General features: G+C 65.2%; 18 protein-coding genes. 8 read left to right on the top strand and 10 right to left on the bottom strand.

Annotated elements, in window-relative coordinates; translation table 11 throughout:
• Positions 1-150 precede the first annotated feature (150 nt).
• Positions 151-1287, top strand: coding sequence for a peptidyl-alpha-hydroxyglycine alpha-amidating lyase family protein (locus tag A3CW_RS0103625; protein ID WP_028202348.1), 1137 nt, complete (start codon positions 151-153; stop codon positions 1285-1287).
• Positions 1288-1308: 21 nt separating this feature from the next.
• On the opposite strand, the gene A3CW_RS0103630 is transcribed toward A3CW_RS0103625, so the two are convergent.
• Positions 1309-2127: a DeoR/GlpR family DNA-binding transcription regulator gene (locus A3CW_RS0103630; protein ID WP_081771509.1), complete on the bottom strand. Its 819-nt coding sequence runs from the start codon at positions 2125-2127 to the stop codon at positions 1309-1311.
• A gap of 30 nt (positions 2128-2157) precedes the next feature.
• On the opposite strand from A3CW_RS0103630, the gene A3CW_RS0103635 reads away from it, so the two are divergent.
• Positions 2158-2745, top strand: coding sequence for an NUDIX domain-containing protein (locus A3CW_RS0103635; protein WP_028202350.1), 588 nt, complete (start codon positions 2158-2160; stop codon positions 2743-2745).
• 34 nt (positions 2746-2779) lie between these two features.
• The gene (locus A3CW_RS0103640) at positions 2780-3076 is read left to right on the top strand and encodes a YciI family protein (protein ID WP_028202351.1); all 297 of its coding nucleotides are present in this window, start codon (positions 2780-2782) and stop codon (positions 3074-3076) included.
• Positions 3077-3103: 27 nt separating this feature from the next.
• Here the strand turns inward: A3CW_RS0103640 and A3CW_RS0103645 are convergent, their stop codons facing one another.
• From A3CW_RS0103645 to A3CW_RS0103675, 7 genes are all read right to left on the bottom strand, one after another.
• A complete protein-coding gene (locus A3CW_RS0103645; RefSeq protein ID WP_028202352.1) occupies positions 3104-3907 on the bottom strand; it encodes an FRG domain-containing protein in 804 nt (267 codons plus the stop codon).
• Between the two features lie 122 nt (positions 3908-4029).
• Positions 4030-4533, bottom strand: a complete 504-nt coding sequence (locus A3CW_RS0103650; protein WP_211254035.1) for a pyridoxamine 5'-phosphate oxidase family protein — start codon at positions 4531-4533, stop codon at positions 4030-4032.
• Positions 4534-4628: 95 nt separating this feature from the next.
• Complete coding sequence (locus tag A3CW_RS0103655) at positions 4629-5480, bottom strand: carbohydrate ABC transporter permease (protein ID WP_028202354.1); 852 nt, start codon at positions 5478-5480, stop codon at positions 4629-4631.
• Between the two features lie 20 nt (positions 5481-5500).
• Positions 5501-6463 (bottom strand): carbohydrate ABC transporter permease, encoded by a 963-nt coding sequence (locus tag A3CW_RS0103660; RefSeq protein WP_028202355.1) that lies wholly within the window; start codon positions 6461-6463, stop codon positions 5501-5503.
• 93 nt (positions 6464-6556) lie between these two features.
• A complete protein-coding gene (locus A3CW_RS0103665; protein WP_028202356.1) occupies positions 6557-7819 on the bottom strand; it encodes an ABC transporter substrate-binding protein in 1263 nt (420 codons plus the stop codon).
• Between the two features lie 61 nt (positions 7820-7880).
• Complete coding sequence (locus A3CW_RS0103670) at positions 7881-9881, bottom strand: beta-galactosidase (RefSeq protein WP_028202357.1); 2001 nt, start codon at positions 9879-9881, stop codon at positions 7881-7883.
• A 23-nt stretch (positions 9882-9904) separates the two neighbouring features.
• Complete coding sequence (locus A3CW_RS0103675; protein WP_028202358.1) at positions 9905-11077, bottom strand: ABC transporter ATP-binding protein; 1173 nt, start codon at positions 11075-11077, stop codon at positions 9905-9907.
• Positions 11078-11266: 189 nt separating this feature from the next.
• Between A3CW_RS0103675 and A3CW_RS0103680 the strand changes: the two genes are divergently transcribed.
• Together A3CW_RS0103680 and A3CW_RS0103685 are read left to right on the top strand one after the other, a co-directional pair.
• Positions 11267-12298, top strand: coding sequence for a LacI family DNA-binding transcriptional regulator (locus A3CW_RS0103680; RefSeq protein WP_028202359.1), 1032 nt, complete (start codon positions 11267-11269; stop codon positions 12296-12298).
• A gap of 149 nt (positions 12299-12447) precedes the next feature.
• Positions 12448-14229: a methyl-accepting chemotaxis protein gene (locus A3CW_RS0103685; RefSeq protein WP_028202360.1), complete on the top strand. Its 1782-nt coding sequence runs from the start codon at positions 12448-12450 to the stop codon at positions 14227-14229.
• Between the two features lie 18 nt (positions 14230-14247).
• Here A3CW_RS0103685 and A3CW_RS0103690 read toward each other — a convergent pair whose 3' ends face one another.
• The gene (locus A3CW_RS0103690) at positions 14248-15231 is read right to left on the bottom strand and encodes a response regulator (RefSeq protein WP_028202361.1); all 984 of its coding nucleotides are present in this window, start codon (positions 15229-15231) and stop codon (positions 14248-14250) included.
• 296 nt (positions 15232-15527) lie between these two features.
• On the opposite strand from A3CW_RS0103690, the gene A3CW_RS0103695 reads away from it, so the two are divergent.
• A complete protein-coding gene (locus tag A3CW_RS0103695; RefSeq protein ID WP_028202362.1) occupies positions 15528-16025 on the top strand; it encodes an acyl-CoA thioesterase in 498 nt (165 codons plus the stop codon).
• A gap of 24 nt (positions 16026-16049) precedes the next feature.
• Here A3CW_RS0103695 and A3CW_RS0103700 read toward each other — a convergent pair whose 3' ends face one another.
• Positions 16050-17537: a sensor histidine kinase gene (locus tag A3CW_RS0103700; protein WP_028202363.1), complete on the bottom strand. Its 1488-nt coding sequence runs from the start codon at positions 17535-17537 to the stop codon at positions 16050-16052.
• Between the two features lie 118 nt (positions 17538-17655).
• On the opposite strand from A3CW_RS0103700, the gene A3CW_RS52205 reads away from it, so the two are divergent.
• Together A3CW_RS52205 and A3CW_RS0103710 are read left to right on the top strand one after the other, a co-directional pair.
• Complete coding sequence (locus A3CW_RS52205) at positions 17656-17814, top strand: hypothetical protein (protein ID WP_154677847.1); 159 nt, start codon at positions 17656-17658, stop codon at positions 17812-17814.
• Between the two features lie 58 nt (positions 17815-17872).
• Positions 17873-18514 (top strand): HD domain-containing protein, encoded by a 642-nt coding sequence (locus A3CW_RS0103710; RefSeq protein WP_028202364.1) that lies wholly within the window; start codon positions 17873-17875, stop codon positions 18512-18514.
• The last annotated feature ends 137 nt before the right edge of the window (positions 18515-18651 follow it).

An 18651-nucleotide genomic window follows, 5' to 3' on the forward strand; every position in this document is an offset into this window, starting at 1 on the left:
CGCGCAAATTCTTTAGGGTGCGCGCATCAAGGAATATTGGCTACGGGGAATGCGCCTTGCTACGCGCAGGACGGGCAGCCGTTTCATGCGCCGAAAGGGTTGCAATGCACAACGCCCGCCGTCGTCTTCGACGAAGAGGAGGAAGGTTCGATGAGCCCGCTTCATTCCATCGGCTGCCCATGCTGTGGCGGCCTGTTACAGGGCGCGTTCACGCGTCGCCAGTTCCTCGCGGCAACCGCAGCGCTCGCCGCCGCGCCGGCTTTCGGCCAGACGCAAACAGTTCCGTCCATCGCTTACGATTCCATTGCCAATCCGGTGCGGCTGCCGGTGGATAGGTATTTCGGCGAATGCTCCGGCGTCGCGGTGAATTCGCACGGACATATTTTCGTGCTCTCGCGCGGCAATACCACGGGGCCGGCTTATGGCGCCGCCGCCGCGCAATTACTCGAATTTGCGGCCGATGGACGGTACGTCAGGGAGATCGGCCATAACCTGTACGCGTGGTCGTTTGCCCACACCGTGAAGATCGACCGCCAGGACAACATCTGGGTGACGGACAAGGGCTCGGACATGGTGATCAAGTTCACGCCGGAAGGCCGCGTGGCGATGGTGTTCGGCCGCAAGCAGGAAGCGTCCGACGAAGAGACGGCGCCGCTCAAGCATCCGAACCCGCCCTTGCCGGCCGAGCCCGGACGCTTTCGCCAGGTCACCGACGTCGCCTGGGACGCCGTCGGCAACACCTACATCAGCGACGGCTATATCAATTCGCGCGTGGCGAAGGTCGACAAGGACGGCAACTGGCTCAAGTCATGGGGCGATCGCGGCACGGGGCCCGGACAGTTCCATACGCCGCACAGCATTGCAGTCGACGCGCAGGACCGCATTTATGTCGCAGACCGAAGCAACCGGCGTATTCAGGTGTTCGATACGGATGGCAAGTTCCTGCGGCAATTCACGATCGACGTTCCCGTGCCGACCGGCGCGCGGCCCGCCATCGGCAACGTCCCGGACGAAGCGACGATCGCCGCGGGCACGCTCGCGCCGGGCTCGCCGTGGGCGATCTGCATCTCGCCCGGGCCCGATCAGGTGCTGTACAGCTCCGACGCTTACCCGGGGCACATCTACAAGTTGAGTCTCGACGGCGAGTTGCTCGGCGTATTGGGCGAATCGGGCAAGCAGTTGAAGCAGTTCGGCTGGATCCACGAAATGGCGTGTCCCGCGAAAAACGTGCTGTTCGTCGCCGAGCTGCTGAACTGGCGCGTGCAGAAGCTGGTGCTGCACGCCTAGCACGACGGCGCGCTCACGCACTCAAGCGCGCACCACCGTCACGCCGGCCGCCTCGATCGGCTCGATCAGCTTCGCATCCGTCGAACGCTCGACGACGATGGTCTGCGCCATGCCGATCGGACCGATGCAGTACGGCGAGGCGGCGTTGAGCTTCGCGGCCGACGCCAATACGACCGTTTCGGCCGCGCGCGCGGCCAGTGCGCGCTTTACATAGGATTCCTCGAAATCCCCGGTGCTGAGACCGGCTTGTACGTGCACGCCCGTCACGCCCATGAAGTACAGGTCCGCATGGATGTGCGCGATCGCCTCCACGGCCGCCGCACCCACGGTGACGACCGAATGCTTGTAGAGCTTCCCGCCGATCAGCACGACCTCGATGGCGGGATGCTCCGCGAGCGCCACCGCGACGCCGGGGCTATGCGTGACGATGGTCGCCTGCAGATCGCGCGGCAGGCACTCGACCAGGAGCGCCGAAGTCGTCCCGCCATCGACGATCGCCACCTGCCCCGGCGCGATCATGTCCGCGGCCTTTTGGGCAATGCGCCGCTTGGCCGCCACCTCCATGCCGCGCCGCTCGGCAATGGGCGCCACCGCCGGCGAAGCCGGCAGCGCGCCGCCGTGCACGCGCTGCAACAGGCCTTCGGCCGCCAGTTCGCGCAGGTCGCGCCGCACCGTGTCCTCGGAAACGCCGAATTGCGCGCTCAGTTCGCCGGCGAGCACCTGGCCGTCGCGCTTGAGCGCCGCGAGTATCGCTTTCTTTCGTTGTTCTGTGAGCATGAGAATGGCACGAACCGGTTTGCACGAATTTTCTTGATTTTGCACGAAACTGCACGATACCATGAATGGCGAACGCTGACCAAGGGGAACGAGATGACTGCAACGAAAGACCGCGTGCGAATGATCGAAACCACCGTGCTGTCCGACGACTGGTATGTGCTCCGCAAGGTGACCTTCGACTTCCTGCGCAGCAATGGCGCATGGCAGCGCCAGAGCCGCGAAACCTACGATCGCGGCAACGGCGCGACCATCCTGCTGCACGACCCGCGCAGCGGCAACGTCGTGCTCACGCGGCAATTTCGCATGCCGACGTTCGTCAACGGACACGACGGCATGATGATCGAGGCCCCTGGCGGCCTGCTCGACGACGCCGCGCCCGACGAGCGCATTCGCGCCGAAGTCGAGGAAGAAACGGGCTACCGCGTGCGCAACCTGCGCAAGGTGTTCGAGGCGTACATGAGCCCCGGCTCCGTGACCGAGAAGCTGTATTTCTACCTGGGCGAATACGACCCCGCCGAGCGGCCCGGCGCGGGCGGCGGAGTCGAGGAGGAAGGCGAGGATCTGGAAGTGGCCGAAGTGCCGCTTGGCGAGGCGCTAAGGATGATCGAGCGCGGCGAGATCGTGGACGGCAAGACGATCATGCTGTTACAGCACGCGGCGTTGCGCGGTCTCGCGCGCTAACATACACGCTTCGCCCGTTTTCTACCGACCACCCATGTACATCGTTTCGCTGTTCTATACCGCTTCGCTCGAACGCATCGACGACGCCCTGCCCGCGCATCGCGCGTACCTCGACGCACAGTTCGAAGCCGGCAATTTCATCGCCGCCGGCCCGAAAATGCCGCGCGACGGCGGCGTGATCATCGCCTCGCATATGCCGCGCGAGCGGCTCGATGCGCTGCTCGCCGCCGATCCCTTCGCTCAGCAGGGGGTCGCCACCTTCGAAGTGACGGAATTCAAGGCCACGCGCCTCGCGCCCGGCCTCAATCTGCCGCGGCCCGAAACGCCGTGAGTGTGGCCGCTGCGGGCCAGCGCCGGTTCAGTTCGGCGAGCCCGCAACCGGCACCACCATGCCCGACCACACGATCTCCAGCTCCACCGCAATGGATCGCGCGAGCCCGTCGAGCCCCGGAAACAGCGACGCATTCGTGATGTTCATGCGGTAGAGCCACTTCATCGCGTCCATGCGGATGCGCTCGGGCAGCACGATCTTGTGCAGCAGTTCCTCGTGGCTCTCGTAGCCTTCCAGAATGGCCTGCAACGGCTTGTCGATCACGCCCGGCACGACGAACGTGCCCGACTGGGCGACGAGCCGGTCGTCCATCTCCGTGGGTTCGCCCGACCAGAGAATTTCGTTCGTGTTGCTAAAGAAGTAGCGCTCGAAGTTGTCGTGCGCGCGCGGGTCGATCACGTCGCGCGTGAGCGTGGGATTGGCCTTGGGCAGCGCGCGGCTGTTCCAGAGCGCAGGCGTGTTCAGCGCGTAGACGGCCGCGTCGCCGGTTGCGCGTTCGAGCGCGAAAAAGGCCGCGACGAACGGGCTCTTGGTGAAATCGAGCAGCCGCGTGGGCGCGCCGTGGTGCTGCATGAGCGCGAGACAGCGCAGGTCGTCCTTGAGCAGGTCCGGATGCGCGAGAAAATTGTGCGCCTTGCGGCGAAACACGCGAATGGCGCGCTCCTCGCGCTGGCGCCATTGCAGCCGGTCGCCCACGTAGTCGCGCATGTAGCGCGTGAGCGAGCTTTCCAGGTGCCACTGCGCGTTCAGCTGGCCGCGAAACGCCCAGCCGTCGAGCTGCGTCGTCAGCGACATGAACTGCTGCCAGTCTGTGAGTACCGTGGTTTGCATCGTGGTTCCGGTAGCGTTTGTTTCTGCGTTGCGCAGGGTCGTGTGAAGCGCGCCCTGCTGGACACGCTAGCACATCGACAATGACAACATCACGAAGGTTTCGCCGCGCACTGCATGCGAACTCAGGCGAATGCGCGCAGCATGGCGACCTGCTCGCGCCAGCGCGAGAGCACCTGCGCGGGCTCGTAGAGCCGGAACGTCACGCCGCTCAGCACCTCGGCATACTTCGCCCGATGCTCGGTGACGGATTCGATTTCCACGCGAAATACGCTCAATGCGAGTGCCGTTTGGCGCTGCGCCACGGCGTGCGAGCGTGCGCGAATCTCCAGCAGCGCGCCGTCATGCACGAGCGAGAGCGTGAGGCGGCCGTCGCGTATGAGGTTGGCGGTGGTACTGGACTGCGGCCAGACCGCGATGAGCAGCGTGGTCGCGTTCACGGCCAGGATCTCGCCCGCGCTCAGTTGCGCGCCGTGCGGCCAGCCGTCCTCGCTGACGGTCGAAAGGCGAACCGCATCGGCGAGGCGCGCTTCGAGGTGCTCGCCGTCGAATTCGCGCACGAGCGCGGCAGGCAATTGCGTGGGCGATGCGGGCTGCATCGCCTGCGGGGCCGGTTCGTTGTGCTGCATGGGGCGTTCCTTGCGGGTGTTGCGTGCGTCGGGTCGTTCCAAATTGGACCGTAGCGCCGCGCCGAAGTCAAATCGCCCCGCCTTTCATCGACCGTTCAGCCCTTGGTCGCGCCGAACGTGAGCCCCGCCACGAAGTGCTTCTGCATCGCGAAGAACATCATCACCGAAGGCAGCGCAGCCAGGACCGAGCCTGCGGAAACGAGGTTCCATGCCGTGGTCCACTGCCCCTTGAGGGCCGCAACGCCCACGGTGATCGGCGCGGCGTCGTCGCCCTGGGTCAGGCACAACGCCCAGAAGTAGTCGTTCCAGACGAACGTGAATACGAGAATGGCGAGCGCGGCGAGTGCCGGGCGAATGAGCGGCAGCACGATGCGCACGAACACGGTCCATTCGTTCGCGCCCTCGATGCGCGCGGCCTCCACGAGTTCGAACGGCAGCTGCTTGATGAAATTGCGCAGGAAAAGCGCGCAAAAGCCGGTCTGAAACGAAAGGTGGAACAGGATCAGGCCGCCAACGGTGTTGTAGAGCCCGAGCTTGAGCGTGAGATCGCGCACCGGAATCATCAGCACCTGGATCGGCACGAAGTTGCCCGCAACGAAAGTCGCGAACAACGCCGAATTGCCCGGAAAGCGGTAGATGGCCAGCGCATAGCCCGCCAGCGCCGCGAGCGCGATCGCCCCGGCCACGGCGGGCAGCGTGATCTGCACGCTGTTCCAGAAGTAATGGAGCATCGGCGAGGTCGTGAGCGCGTCGCGATAGTTCTCGATCATCGCGAAGTGCTTTGGCCAGCCCCAGTAGTTGCCTTCGCTCAGTTCCTCGGTGGAGCGCACCGAAGTGACCAGCACGGCAATGAGCGGCAGCAGCCAGATAACGAGCGCCACGGGCAGCGAGAGCTTGTACAGGCGGCGCGACGCGGGCTTCCATTTGTCGACCGGAATCGGAAACATGTGGGCTCCTCGTAGCGGATTCAGTGCTCGCTGCGCAGCAGGCGGCGCAGGTGATAGACGATGTAGAGCAGCATGATCGCGAACAGCACGACGGCAATCGCGGCCGAATAACCGAGCCGGTAGTATTTGATCGCCTGGTCGTACATGTAATACGCGAGCACGGTCGAGCTTTCGAACGGGCCGCCGCCCGTCATCACGGAGATGAGGTCGAAGCTGCGCAGCGCGCCAATGACCGTGACCACCACGGCCATGAACGTGACGGGCCGCAGTTGCGGCAGGATCACGTGCCAGAGCATGGTCCAGCCCTTCGCGCCTTCCATGCGCGCGGCCTCGATCTGCTCGCTGTTGAGCGTGGTGAGGCCCGTGAGATAGAGGATCATGCAGTACGCCGTTTGCGGCCAGAGCGCCGCGAAGATGATGCCGGGCGTGGCGTAGTTCGGGTCGCCGAGCACGGGAATGCCGCGGCCCAGCATGAGCGCGAGCAGGCCGAACGTGGGGTCGTAGAACCACGAGTAGATGAGGCCCACCACCACGCCCGAAAGCACGAATGGCGCGAAGAACAGCGACTTGACGATGCGGATGCCGCCCACGGCCTGGTTGAGGTACAGCGCGATCGCGAGGCCCATGGGCGGCGCGAGCAGGAACAGCACCAGCCAGATCACGTTGTTCTTGAGCGCCGTGTAGAACGTGGGCGAGTGGAACAGTTCGATGTAGTTCGCGAGACCCACGAAGCTCGCTTCGGTCATGCCGTCCCAGTTGTAGAGCGAGAGACGCAGCGTGGAGAGAATCGGCCAGATCACGTAGACCGCGAACATGATCACCGCGGGCGCGAGAAAGAGACACGCGGCACGGCGCTGGCGCCGTGCGGTGGGCGACGCGCGTCGGCGCGGCTGAATGCCCCGCCCGCTTGCGTGCGGCATGCCGCCGTTCTCGCCACCCGTCGGCGCAGCGCCGTCCACGCGATGCGCAACGGTATGACTCACTGCCTGTCTCACGGCAAAAACCTCCCTTTTCAGGCTCCGTGGCGGGCGGCAGCGTAACAGCAGAACGCACCGCCCGCCCTCACTTCAAACGGCTTACTTCTTGTAGATCCGCTGACGCGTCTGCTCCAGCTGCGCGAGAATCGAGTCGAGCTTGGTCGGATCGGACACGAACTGCTGCATGCCCTTCATGCCTTCGTCGGCCATTTCCTTCGTCATGTCGCGGTCATAGAACTGCGCAATGCCGCCCTTCGTGTTCGAGAGGATCTGGAAGCCGATCTTCGAAATCGGGTCGTCAGGCTCCGGCGACTTGCTGTTGGCCGAAAGCGAACCCAGCCCCTTGGCAAGTTGCTCGCCAATTTCGGGCGTCTCCGCAAACGCGAGGAACGCGTGCGCATCGGCCTTGTTCTTCGCCTTCCCCGGAATATGCAGCGATTCGACCGGACCGTCTTCGGCGGTCGGCACGTTCGGGTCGATGATCGGGAACTGGAAGTAACCCATCTGCTGCTTGACCGTCGGGCTGAAGCCGCCGGTTATGAAGGTGCCCATCAGCATCATCGCGGCCTTGCCCTGGAACAGGAACGGCTGCGCCGCATCGAGATCGTACGAGAGCGAATTGGGAATGAAGTCGCCGTCGTCAAGCAGTTGCTTCCACGTCACGTAGACCTTCTTCACGCGCGGGTCGGTGTACGGCACTTCACCCGCCATCAGCTTCTGGTGGAACGCGTTGCCGTTCAGGCGCAGGTCCAGATAGTCGAACCAGCCCGCCAGCGTCCACGCGTCGCGCCCGGCCACGGCAATCGGCGCGATGCCCGCGGCCTTCAGCTTCTTGCAGGCATCGAGGAATTCATTCCACGTTTTCGGCTCGCTCTTGATGCCTACCTTGTCGAACAGGTCCTTGCGATAGAACATGCCCCACGAGTAATACACCGTGGGCGCGGCGTACTGCTTGCCCTGGTACGACGAAGCCTCCTTCGTCGAGGCGTACATGCTGTCCCAGTTGTTCTTCTTCCAGTCGTCCGAAAGGTCCGCGAACAGGCCGCGCTTCGCGTAGTAGGCCATGCGCTCGCCGTCGTGCCAGTTCACGATGTCGGGCGGCGCGGTCGTGAGCCAGTTCGGCAACTGGACCTTGTAGGCTTCCTCGTCGACGAACGACACCTTCACGTCGGTGCCGGGGTGCGTCTTCTTGAACTCGTCGATCACCTGTTCCCACACGGCGCGCTGGCTTGCGCCCTTGTAGGCAATGTTCATTTCGAGCGTGCCGGCCTGCTCCGCGCTCGCGAACGCGCCTGCAAGCGCGCCCGCCGCCAGCGTCGCAGCAACGAGCAGGGTGCGTGGTCTAAAGGTCTTGCCGATCATGCGTGTCTCCTTGGTTATACGTCGTTGTCGGTGCTGCATCGGAAGGAACTGCGCAATGCGTCTATTGCGTACGGTAGGCGCTCACGCCCTGCGGTTCTATCGTACGCGAGCCGATCACGATTGCCTCGTCGGGAATATCCGCAGAAAGCGTGTGCGTGCCCGGCCCATAGTTGAACACCCAGGTGAAGCCGCCGCGCCGGCTCACGCGGATGGCGTCGCCAAGCGGCTGCGGCGCGAGCCCCGCTTCGCGCGCCACGCGCGCGAAGAGCGCCTGCGTGCTCGCCTCGTCGAACAGGCTCGCGAGGTAGTGGACGGCGCCGCTCTTCACGTAAGCGGGATGGCCGTCGCTGAACGTCGCGCGCACTTCCGGCACGGCCCATTCGTTTTCGCCGGTGTTGGCACCGAGTTCGATCAGATCGCGCCAGTGGCGCGCGTGGCCTTCGTGCGCACCGTCCAGGTCGAAGCGCACCGGCTCGCTGATGTTGGGCCGCAGCGACTCCACGCGCCACACGCGCAGCGGCAGCAGCGCCGCGAGCGGCCCAGGCGGCAGGTTGGCGGGAATCTGCAGATCGACGGTTTTCGAACCCGTGCGCGGCCCGATCACCACTTGCGCGCCCGAACTGGCGAGGCGCTGCGCGAAGTCGTCGGGCACGACGGGCAGCGGCGGCACGACCACGAGCCGGTAACCGTCGAGCGGCGCGTGCACCGAAACGATATCCACGTCGAAGCCGAGCGCGCGCAGCGCCGAGTAGTACTCCACAGCGAAGCGCGGATAGTGGAAATCCGCGCCCTGCGGATGAATCTCGAAGAGCCACTTCGCCTCGTAATCGAGCACGAGCGCAACGGGCGTCTTCACGTCGAAGTCGCGGCCGCCCTTCGCCGCCGCGAGCACGGCCTCGATTTCCTCGGCCACGCGCGCCGCCTCCGCACTGCCGAGGTCGGGGCGGTTGTCGGGCGTATTCAGGCCCGCGTGCATCTGCTCCTGCGCGAACGGCGCCTGGCGCCAGCGGAAATACGACACGCAGCCTGCGCCGTGCGCGAACGCCTCCCAGCTCCACAGGCGCACCATGCCGGGCAGCGGCGCGGGGTTCCAGTGGGCCCAGTTCACGGGGCCGGGCTGCTGCTCCATGACCCAGAACGGCAGCTTCGACATGCCGCGATACACGTCGTGATTGAACGAGGCGAAGTCCGGGTGGCCGGTGCGCAGATAGCGCGCCTTCACGTCGGGCGCGTACCACTGCTGATCGAGCGCGCCGAGCGGATAGCTGTCCCACGTCGCGACGTCGAGATCGGCGGCGACCTTGTAGTGATCGAACTCCATGAAGAGTTGCATGAAGTTGTGCGCGATGGGCCGCCCCGGCGAATGCGCGCGCAGGATATCGACCTGCATGCGGTTGTAGCGCTGCACTTCGTCGGAGGCGAAGCGCTGGTAGTCGAGCCGGTGCGACGGATGCGCCTCGGTCACGGTGCCGACGGGCGCCTCGATCTCGTCGAAGCTGCGGTACTCCATGCTCCAGAACACGGTGCCCCAGGCGGTGTTGAGCGCGTCGATACTGCCGTAGCGCGCCTTGAGCCATTCGCGAAACCGCTGCACCGCCGCCGGCGAGTAGCTGACCACCGTTTGATGGCAGCCGTACTCGTTATCAGTCTGCCAGTACGCGACCGCGGGATGCTGGCCATAACGCGCGGCGACCGCCTCGCAAATGCGCCGCGAAGCTTCGAAATACGCCGGCGACGAAAAGTCGTAGTGCCGCCGCGAGCCGAACCCGCGCACGCGGCCATCGGCACCCACGGGCAGGATGTCCGGATGCTGGTCGATCAGCCACTTGGGCGGCGTGGCCGTGGGCGTGCACATCACCACTTGCAGGCCGGCGGCGCCGAGCGTGTCGATCGCGCGATCGAGCCAGCCCCAGTCGAATTCGCCGGGCGTGGGCTCGATGCGGCTCCACGCGAACTCGGCGATACGCACCTGCGCGATGCCCAGCGCCTTCATGCGCGCGGCGTCGTCTTTCCACATGGCCTCCGGCCAGTGCTCCGGGTAATAGCAGACTCCAAGACGCATCCCTGTGTCCTCGTTCGTTGTTGTCATGCGGGTTGCTCGGCGGTGGCGAGCGGCGCAACGGCGAAGCCGTCTTCCGCGAACAGATGGCAGGCGCTCGGGCTCGCACGGAACTGGGCGGTGTCGCCGCTATGGAGCCGGGCATCGCCTGGCGCCTTGGCGACGAGCACTGCCCCACCCGGCTGATCGAGATGCAGATAGCTGTGCTCGCCAAGTTCCTCGACCAGCGTAATGGCACGCGAAATCGTCAAGGCATCCTGAGCATCGCGCGAGGTGGGCGAGGCAACGCCCTCCACCACCAGTTCGAGATGCTCGGGACGCACGCCGAACGTGACCGGCGCACCCACGGCGAGCCGCGCGCCCTGCACCGGCAGCCGCACCGTTTCGCCGCTGTCGTCGAGCGTGACGCTCACGCCGATTGCCTCGATGGCCGCCACGCGCGCCGACAGAAAATTCATGCGGGGCGAGCCGATAAAGCCCGCCACGAAGCGGCTAGCGGGCCGGTGATAAAGCTCGAGCGGCGCACCCACCTGGGCGATGCTGCCATATCGTTCGGTATCCTGACCGCTATGCAAAAGGACGATCTTGTCGGCGAGCGTCATCGCCTCGATCTGGTCGTGCGTCACGTACACCACGCTCGCCTGCTCGAACTGTCGATGCAGACGCGCGATCTCGATACGCGTCTGGCCGCGCAAGGTCGCATCGAGATTGGAAAGCGGCTCGTCGAACAGGAACACGCCGGGCTCGCGCACGATCGCGCGGCCAATCGCTACGCGCTGCCGCTGGCCGCCCGAAAGCGCCTTGGGGTGACGCTCGAGCAACGCCTCGAGCTGAAGAATGCGTGCGGCTTCGCGCACCTTGCGATCGATCTCGGCCTTCGGCGTTTTCGCGAGCTTGAGGCCGAACGCCATGTTCTCGTACACGGTCATGTGCGGGAACAGCGCGTAGCTCTGGAACACCATGGCCACGCCGCGCTGCGCGGCGCTCACGTCGTTCACGAGCTTGCCGCCGATCGAAATATCGCCGTCGGTCACGTCTTCCAGGCCCGCGATCATGCGCAGCAGCGTGGACTTGCCGCAGCCCGAAGGGCCGAGGAATACACAGAACTCGTTCCTGCCGATCTCCAGATCGACGTTGCGAATCACCGGCGCATTCTCGCCGTATGCCTTCTGAACGCCGCGCAACGAAATGCTCGCCATCGTCCCGTCTCCATGTTCTAATCAGCGCGACACGGAGATTAAGCGCTTAATCGGCAGCCCATAAAAAAGCGATCGCTGATGCGATCTGGCTGCCTTGTCTCCGATATTCGCTTTGATTGTCGGGCCAATGTTGCAGTGGCCGTCACAATCATGCAAATGTTGAATCGCCTTCCCATATTTTGAGATCGCATGCCGACCCTGAACGAAGTCGCGCGCCGCGCCGGCGTCACGCCGGCCACCGTCTCGAACGTCTTGCGCGAGCGCGGGCGCGTGGGCGAAGCCACGCGCCAACGCGTGCTCGAAGCGGTCGAGGCGCTCGGCTATCGCCCGCATTTGTCGGCACGCGCGCTCGCCGAAGGACGGCCGCCCACCATCGCGCTCATGGTGTCGAGCATCGCGAACCCGTTCTACCCGGAGTTCGCGCTTGCCGTGGAGAATGCGCTGCGGCGCAGCGGGCGCTTCCTCATCATCTGCAATACCGATGGCGACCCGCAAACGGGCCGCGCCTACCTCGAACAGATTGCGGGCACGCTCTCGGCGGGCGTGCTCGTGATGAACGCCAATCTCGACTTTGCCGACCTGCGCGCCACCGTGCGGCGCGGCGCGCCGGTCGTGCTGTGCATGTGGGAGCGGCCGCTCGACCCGCCGGGCCTGCCGTGCGTGGCCGTGGACTTTCGGCGCGCGGGGGAGCTTGCCGCGCAGCATTTGCTGACGCTCGGGCATCGGCGCATTGGCGCGATCGTCGGCAGCAAGGTTTCCGGCATCCACGCGGCGCGCTATGACGGTTTCGTCGCGGCCATGCAGGCCGCCGGGCTCGATGGCACGGGCGCGCCCGTACGCTATGCGCCGGATACGACGCAGGGCGGCTACGCAGCCACGCGCGAGTTGCTCGCGCGGCATACCGACCTCACCGCGATCTTCGCGACCAACGACCTGCCCGCGCTCGGCGCGATGCAGGCCGCCGCCGATCTCGGGCTCGACGTGCCGCGCGAGCTTTCCGTGGTCGGCATCACCGATATTCAGCTGGCACGCGAGTCGCGGCCCGCACTCACGACCGTTGCGGTCGCAACGGTCGAGGCGGCGGAGCTGGCCGTCGAGTTGCTGACGGAGCTGGTCGAAGCGCCGGATCCGGCCGCTGGCGCGGCCGCGCGCATGTGCGTGGTCCCGGCGCCGCGGCTGGTCGTGCGGGCTTCGACGGCGGCGCCGCGAGCGAAAGGTTAGCGAAAGAATCGGCGCTCTACCCCCATCCGGCGCAAAGAACCCATAAGCAAACCTTAAGGTTCCGTTCGATCCATCCGTTAAACACGATGGCGCTGCACCTCGGCATCGTCACGAGAAAACAAATCGAAGATGGCTGGAGAAAAACAAACGTGAAGCGAACAACGTTGAATCAGAAAGCCTGGGGCATCGTCGGGCTGCTGTGGATCTCGCTCGTCGTGCTGGTGGTGGCCAACGCCTTCATGACGCGCTCGGGGATGGAGACGGACCGCAAGACCCTGGTCGAGCAGGAGACGCAAACCGCATTGGGCGTGGTCTCGTACTACCAGAAGGAAGCGGCCGCCGGCCACATGAGCGCCGACGACGCGAAGCGCCTCGCCATCGCCACGCTGCGCGGCACGCGCTATGGCGACGACCAGAGCGGCTACTTCGGCATTTACGACAGCAACGCCGTGGCGCTGCTCGTGCCGCCCAAGCCGGAGATGGAAGGCAAGAGCCAGGCGAACATGACCGACCCGCGCGGCACGCATGTGGCGCTCGAGATCGTCAAAAGCTCGTCCACGGGCGGCGACGGCTACAGCAGCTACTGGTGGCCGAAGCCCGGCAAGAGCGCGCCGGTCGAAAAGATCACCTATTCCGCCCTCGTGCCGGGCTGGGACTGGCACATCTTCACCGGCATCTATACCGACGACATCGACGACGCCTTCCGCAGCGCGCTGATCAGCAACCTCGTGCTCGTGACGGTGATCGGCGCGGCCGTAACGCTCGGCCTCATGTGGCTCATCGGCACGATCCGCCGCAGTCTTGGCGGCGAGCCGGAATACGCCTCGCAGATCTGCCAGCGCATCGCCGAAAACGATCTCACAGCCCATGTGAATCTCGCGCCCGGCGACCAGCACAGCCTGCTCCATTCGATGCAGCAGATGCAGCGTCAGCTGGTCGACACCGTGCAGCGCATCCAGACCTCGGCCGAATCGATCACGACGGGCGCCAAGGAAATCGCGGCGGGCAACCTGGACCTTTCCTCGCGTACGGAAGAGCAAGCCGCCTCGCTCGAGGAAACGGCCGCCAGCATCGAAGAGCTCACGACCACGGTCAAGCACAACACCGACAACGCACGCCAGGGCAACACGCTCGCGGTGAACGCTTCGGAAGTCGCCGCGCGCGGCGGCGAAGTCGTGCGCCGCGTGGTCGAAACGATGAACGAGATTTCGAGCAGCTCGCAGCGCGTGGAGCAGATCATCGGTGTGATCGACGGCATCGCCTTCCAGACCAACATCCTCGCGCTCAACGCGGCCGTGGAAGCGGCGCGCGCGGGCGACCAGGGCCGTGGCTTCGCCGTCGTGGCGGGCGAAGTGCGCAGCCTCGCACAACGCAGCGCGACCGCCGCCAAGGAGATCAAGGATCTGATCGGGCAGTCGGTGGCGCAGGTGTCGGAAGGCACGAAGCTCGTCGACGAAGCGGGTAAAACCATCGACGAGGTGGTGGTTTCGGCGCGCCGCGTGGCCGACCTGATGGGCGAAATCGCAGCGGCTTCCGAAGAGCAGCACACCGGCATCGAGCAGGTGAACCGCGCCGTCGCGCAGATGGACGAAGTGACTCAACAGAATGCGGCGCTGGTGGAGGAAGCATCGGCGGCGGCGCAGTCGATGGCGGCGCAGTCGAACGGGTTGCGCGATGTCGTGACGGTGTTCCGGATCGGGGCGCAGGCCGAATCGGCGGTTGCGTCTGCGGTGGCAGCGCCTGCTCAACGCGCACGTGCCGTGCGCCCGGCCGCACCGCCCAAGCGCCCTGCCCCCGCGCGCGAAAAGGCCACGCAAACCAAGCCGGTCCGCAAGGCCGCGAACGCAGCACCCGCGGCAACGGCAAAGGCGGCTTCCGCCAGCCCCGTGGCCACCGCGTCTAACGAAGCGGCAGACTGGGAAACCTTCTAAACGCGGGTCAGGAAGTCATCACGCAAGGCGCCCGCCCTCAGCGGGCGCGCCTTGCTCCGCCCGCCACGCGGCAAACGTGATCAACCCGGGCGCAAGTCCCGGATCGCCGATACGAGTCCAGCTCGTATAGGTATCGTCGAGTCCCGGCACCGGCTGCGGCGTGGCGAACTCCACGCGCGACATACCGGGCCGATACGCCTCGTTCGGCCAGTAAACCGGCATGACGCGGCGCGCCGCCATTTCCTCGCGCAACGCTTCGGGGCCGCCTTCATCGGTCACGACATCGCATTGCGCCGCCCAGTCGTGACTGTCCCACGCGAGAAACACGCCGGCGTTGCCTTCGGCGTCGAACGTCAGCACGGCATTCTGCTCGGGGCGCCAGTAGTATTCGACGATGCGCTCGCGCTGCGCGACTTCGTGCAGGACGTCGGCGATGCGCCGGTTCGCGTAGATCGCGCCCACGCCATGCACGCCGATATGGCCGCGCCGCGCGCAGAACTTGCGCTTGGCGTCGTCGATCGCGCCGCGCAGCTTGCGGGTCATGGCGGGATCGGACTTCTTCACGTAGAAGTCGATCAGCCCCGCGTTGAACGCCTCCACCGCGTGTGATTCGTCGGCCGTGGCCGTAAGCAGGATGCGCGTGCACGCCACGTCCTTCGCGGCGGCCAGGAAGTCGACGCCGGTCATCTCCGGCATTTCGTAGTCCACGACGAGCGCGGCGATATCACCAAAGCGCGCCGCATCGGTCATCACGTCCTCGCCCAGTGCGTTGCCGCCGCGCTTCTCGAACTCCGACCATGCCGCGCCCGCAGCGGGATTGCGCGCACTCTGCCGCGCCTCGTGCGAAGCGACGAAGGCCAGCGCCTCTCTCGCGCTCGTGAAGTAGCGGTCCGTGCCCGCCCCCGGAAACAGGCCGCGCAGCGCGTAGAGGAAGTCGGGGCTGTCGTCGAGAAAAACGACGGAGACGGGATGGTAAACCGGCTGTCTGACGATGGAACTCATGCTGGATCTCGGTAAGCGCGCTGCGCCTCATGCGGCGCGCCCGTCACCTGGAGCGGCACCGCGAGGAAAACATGTCGATTATGCGGCGTGTCGCCTGGACACAGCAACCCGAAGCCGCAGGTGCGCGGTCAATGAAACCCGCGCAAACGTTATCGCACCCAGCGTGGGTGAACCGGTTTGCGTATGTGGGGGGCACGGTATTGGGTGAAGAGGAACGCGAAGAGAATGGTGCATGCCTCCATTTCTACGGGGGCACGCGCGGCTGCCGCCTGCAGTCCCTATCTGGAGTCACTCTGATGTACGCACGCGAATCCATTCCCGCCGTCCTGTCCCGTGGCACCGCCGGATTCTCCGACGAAATCATGGAAGCTACGCCGACCAAAACGTTCCATCACGTCATCGACATTTACCTGAAGGACTCGAACGCATTCATGAACACGTATTTCGCCCGCTATTTCGAATGGCAGGGCGTTTGCCGCGAACGCTGGTTTCACGAGTGCATTCACAACAATCTGCTCGCCTCGGGCGGCGTGTTCGTCACCAAGCGCGCGCACCAGGAATATGTGCAGGAAACCTTTCCGTTCCAGCGCGTGGATTGCTACCTCAACACCTTCCAGGTGCGTCAGTGCTCCGCGTATCTCGTGTTCCGCTTTTGCGTGGACGGACGGCCCGTTTCGCTCGGCTATCAGCAGATTCTCTTCGCCGGCACCGACAAGCGCATTCGCCGCTTTCCGCCCGGCATCATCGAGCGCGTGAAGGAATACGAGCTGGTCCTGCCTTCGGGTTCGAACTAAGCGTCTTGAACCCGGCTACATGAACTAGCCCGCGAAATCCTGCCCCGCCGGAAAACGGCGGGGTTTCGCCGGCGCGTCGTGCAGCGCGCGGTCGGCACTCGTGCCGGGCTCGGGCAGGCGGATCGTGAAGGTGGTGTGCACGTGCGGCTCCGACTCGCAGGCGATCGTGCCGCCCAGCGCCTCGGCCACGCGGCGGCAAAACGTGAGGCCCATGCCGGCGCCCCGCCCATGCGCCTTGGTCGAATAAAACGGATCGAATACGCGCGGCAGGATATCGGCGGGAATGCCGCAGCCGTTGTCGGTAAAGCGCAGCACGCAAAAGCCCGCTTCGCTCGTTGCGCCGATCTCCACGCGGCCCACGTAATCGCTCACCTTGTCGCTCCTTTCGGCCATTTCCGCGTGAATCGCGAAGAGCGCGTTCTTGAGCAGATTGAAAAGCACGAACACGACGAGCGAATCCGAGCCCGAGAAACTCAGTTGCGCGTCCATGGGGGCCACCTCCACCATGTCGCGCTCGCCGGTGCGGAATGGAAAACGCTCGAGCGCGGCATTCACGCAGGAGCGCACCGGGTAGGTCTCGAAGCTGCGGCGGTCGAGCCGGTCGAGCGTGAACGAAGCCAGCGACATTTCGACCACGGTGCTCGTGCTGTCCACCTGACGGCGTATCGAGGTGGCGAGCGAGGAAAGGCGCTCCGACTGACCGGGGTAGAGTCCGTCCACGCACAACTGGTGCTGCACGGCCAGCTGGTAGCCGCGCATGAGTTCGGGCAGCACGTTGCCGATTTCCTCGGCATGCATGCCGATGGCCGCGAGCGGCGTAGCGACCTCGTGCGCCACCGTGGCCGCGATGAGGTACGGGCGCATGAGGCCGTAGCGCACGATCGTGACCGCCAGAATGCCAAGGCTTACCGCGATGAACACCGCGCCCACGGGATAGAACGCGAGCCCGTAATTCACGGCGTAATCGGTGGCGGCGAGCGCATACAGGCCGAGGCTCACGAAGCACAGGTCGAGCAGCTTGCGGCGGTCGTGCGCCTGCGTCTGGCCGCGCGCGACGTACAGCAGCCAGGCGCTGCGGCATGCGAGCAGCACGGTCTGCGCCACATGCACGGGATGCAGCATGCCCGCCTTCGGATACTTGCCGAAGAAGAACGTGCCGTAGCCGTCCACGACGGTATCGCTCAACAACAGCAGCGCCGCGAGCAGCACGCTGAGCAGATACGAGGCGATGAGGAGCGGGCGTTCGCCGCGCCGGGCGCTCACTTCGGTCACGAAGTGATAGAACGTGGTGGGCAGAAAGAGGATGAATAAGTAGCCGGCCTTGACGAGCACGGCGGACAGTTCGGGGTCGGACGTCTGGAACAGAAAGGCCCAGGTGCCCTGCCAGAAGAACGTGGTCGCGCACATCAGGGCGAACGGCACCGAGAGGCGCGTGAAGCCCTCAGTCAGGAGCACGTAGACGCCGAATCCGAGAAATAATGCGGACACGAACGCTGGCAGGATCGAATACATAGTCTGTCGCGTGGGTTCTTGTTCTACCGACCTGGTTGGCGCGGCGCGTTCCCAGCAGCGTCCCCGTGCGCCCAATGTGCGATTCGCGGGCCGGATCTCGCCGCCAGATGCAGGGCGCATGAAATGCGCGCCGATCGAATCGATTTTGCCGATTATCGCCGCTAATCCCTTGTCGCGGCGAAATTTTGCCGGTTTCGGCGACGCCGCCATGCGCCGCGAATCGCCGCTGGCCCAATTTCGGTCGAATTGGCAGAAAACCACGGCATCCGTCGATTGAGGACAACCCTGGCGCCGCCCAGAATAGAGCTCATCACCCACCCCGACGGAGCACCCTCATGACCCCGACCCTCGCCGATGTCGCCATCCCCGACAGCAAATTCGCCCGCGAAATCACCGAACTCGTGCGCGACACCGAATCGCCGCTGCTGTTCCATCATTCGAGCCGCGTCTATTATTTCGGCGCGCTGGCCGGCCGCCGGCTCGGCATGAAGTTCGATCGCGAACTGCTCTATGCAGGCGCAATGTTTCATGACATGGGCCTCACGCACGCGCACAGCAGCGAGCACGAGCGCTTCGAAGTGGATGGCGCGAATGTCGCGCGCGATTTCCTGCGCGGCCACGGCATCTCGCAGCAGGACATCGACCTCGTGTGGACCGCCATCGCGCTGCATACGACGCCGGGCATCCCGCAGCACATGCATCCGGTGATCGCGCTCTTGACGGCGGGCGTCGAAATGGACGTGCTCGGCATTGCGTACGACCGCTTCAGCGACACCGAGCGCGAGGCCGTGGTGCACGCACACCCGCGCAGCGAGCACTTCAAGGAGGACATCATCCAGACCTTCTATGACGGCATCAAGCACAAGCCCGCCACCACGTTCGGCAACGTCAAGGCCGACGTGCTCGCAGACAAGGACCCGCACTTCCATGCCGGCAACTTCTGCAGCGTGATCCGCCATTCGGCCTGGCGCGGTTGAGTGACACCGGGAGCGATCCGGGACGCCTGAGGCAGGGTTCGGCGCGGTTCTGACAGGCAATGCTATGCTCATCGCGCTGCCCGGAAACGCGCCGCCGGGCCACGCCGCAACGCGATGCGCGCGCCCATTCGCTGTCC

This window comes from Paraburkholderia nodosa DSM 21604 (assembly GCF_000519185.1).
Classification (GTDB): Bacteria; Pseudomonadota; Gammaproteobacteria; order Burkholderiales; family Burkholderiaceae; genus Paraburkholderia; species Paraburkholderia nodosa.

Bases quoted from the DNA above. Each gene is read 5' to 3' on its own strand.
- A3CW_RS0103625 (WP_028202348.1), top strand. From the start codon at position 151: ATGAGCCCGCTTCATTCCATCGGCTGCCCATGCTGTGGCGGCCTGTTA.
- A3CW_RS0103630 (WP_081771509.1), bottom strand. From the start codon at position 2,127: ATGGTATCGTGCAGTTTCGTGCAAAATCAAGAAAATTCGTGCAAACCG.
- A3CW_RS0103635 (WP_028202350.1), top strand. From the start codon at position 2,158: ATGACTGCAACGAAAGACCGCGTGCGAATGATCGAAACCACCGTGCTG.
- A3CW_RS0103640 (WP_028202351.1), top strand. From the start codon at position 2,780: ATGTACATCGTTTCGCTGTTCTATACCGCTTCGCTCGAACGCATCGAC.
- A3CW_RS0103645 (WP_028202352.1), bottom strand. From the start codon at position 3,907: ATGCAAACCACGGTACTCACAGACTGGCAGCAGTTCATGTCGCTGACG.
- A3CW_RS0103650 (WP_211254035.1), bottom strand. From the start codon at position 4,533: ATGCAGCACAACGAACCGGCCCCGCAGGCGATGCAGCCCGCATCGCCC.
- A3CW_RS0103655 (WP_028202354.1), bottom strand. From the start codon at position 5,480: ATGTTTCCGATTCCGGTCGACAAATGGAAGCCCGCGTCGCGCCGCCTG.
- A3CW_RS0103665 (WP_028202356.1), bottom strand. From the start codon at position 7,819: ATGATCGGCAAGACCTTTAGACCACGCACCCTGCTCGTTGCTGCGACG.
- A3CW_RS0103670 (WP_028202357.1), bottom strand. From the start codon at position 9,881: ATGCGTCTTGGAGTCTGCTATTACCCGGAGCACTGGCCGGAGGCCATG.
- A3CW_RS0103675 (WP_028202358.1), bottom strand. From the start codon at position 11,077: ATGGCGAGCATTTCGTTGCGCGGCGTTCAGAAGGCATACGGCGAGAAT.
- A3CW_RS0103680 (WP_028202359.1), top strand. From the start codon at position 11,267: ATGCCGACCCTGAACGAAGTCGCGCGCCGCGCCGGCGTCACGCCGGCC.
- A3CW_RS0103690 (WP_028202361.1), bottom strand. From the start codon at position 15,231: ATGAGTTCCATCGTCAGACAGCCGGTTTACCATCCCGTCTCCGTCGTT.
- A3CW_RS0103695 (WP_028202362.1), top strand. From the start codon at position 15,528: ATGTACGCACGCGAATCCATTCCCGCCGTCCTGTCCCGTGGCACCGCC.
- A3CW_RS0103700 (WP_028202363.1), bottom strand. From the start codon at position 17,537: ATGTATTCGATCCTGCCAGCGTTCGTGTCCGCATTATTTCTCGGATTC.
- A3CW_RS52205 (WP_154677847.1), top strand. From the start codon at position 17,656: ATGAAATGCGCGCCGATCGAATCGATTTTGCCGATTATCGCCGCTAAT.
- A3CW_RS0103710 (WP_028202364.1), top strand. From the start codon at position 17,873: ATGACCCCGACCCTCGCCGATGTCGCCATCCCCGACAGCAAATTCGCC.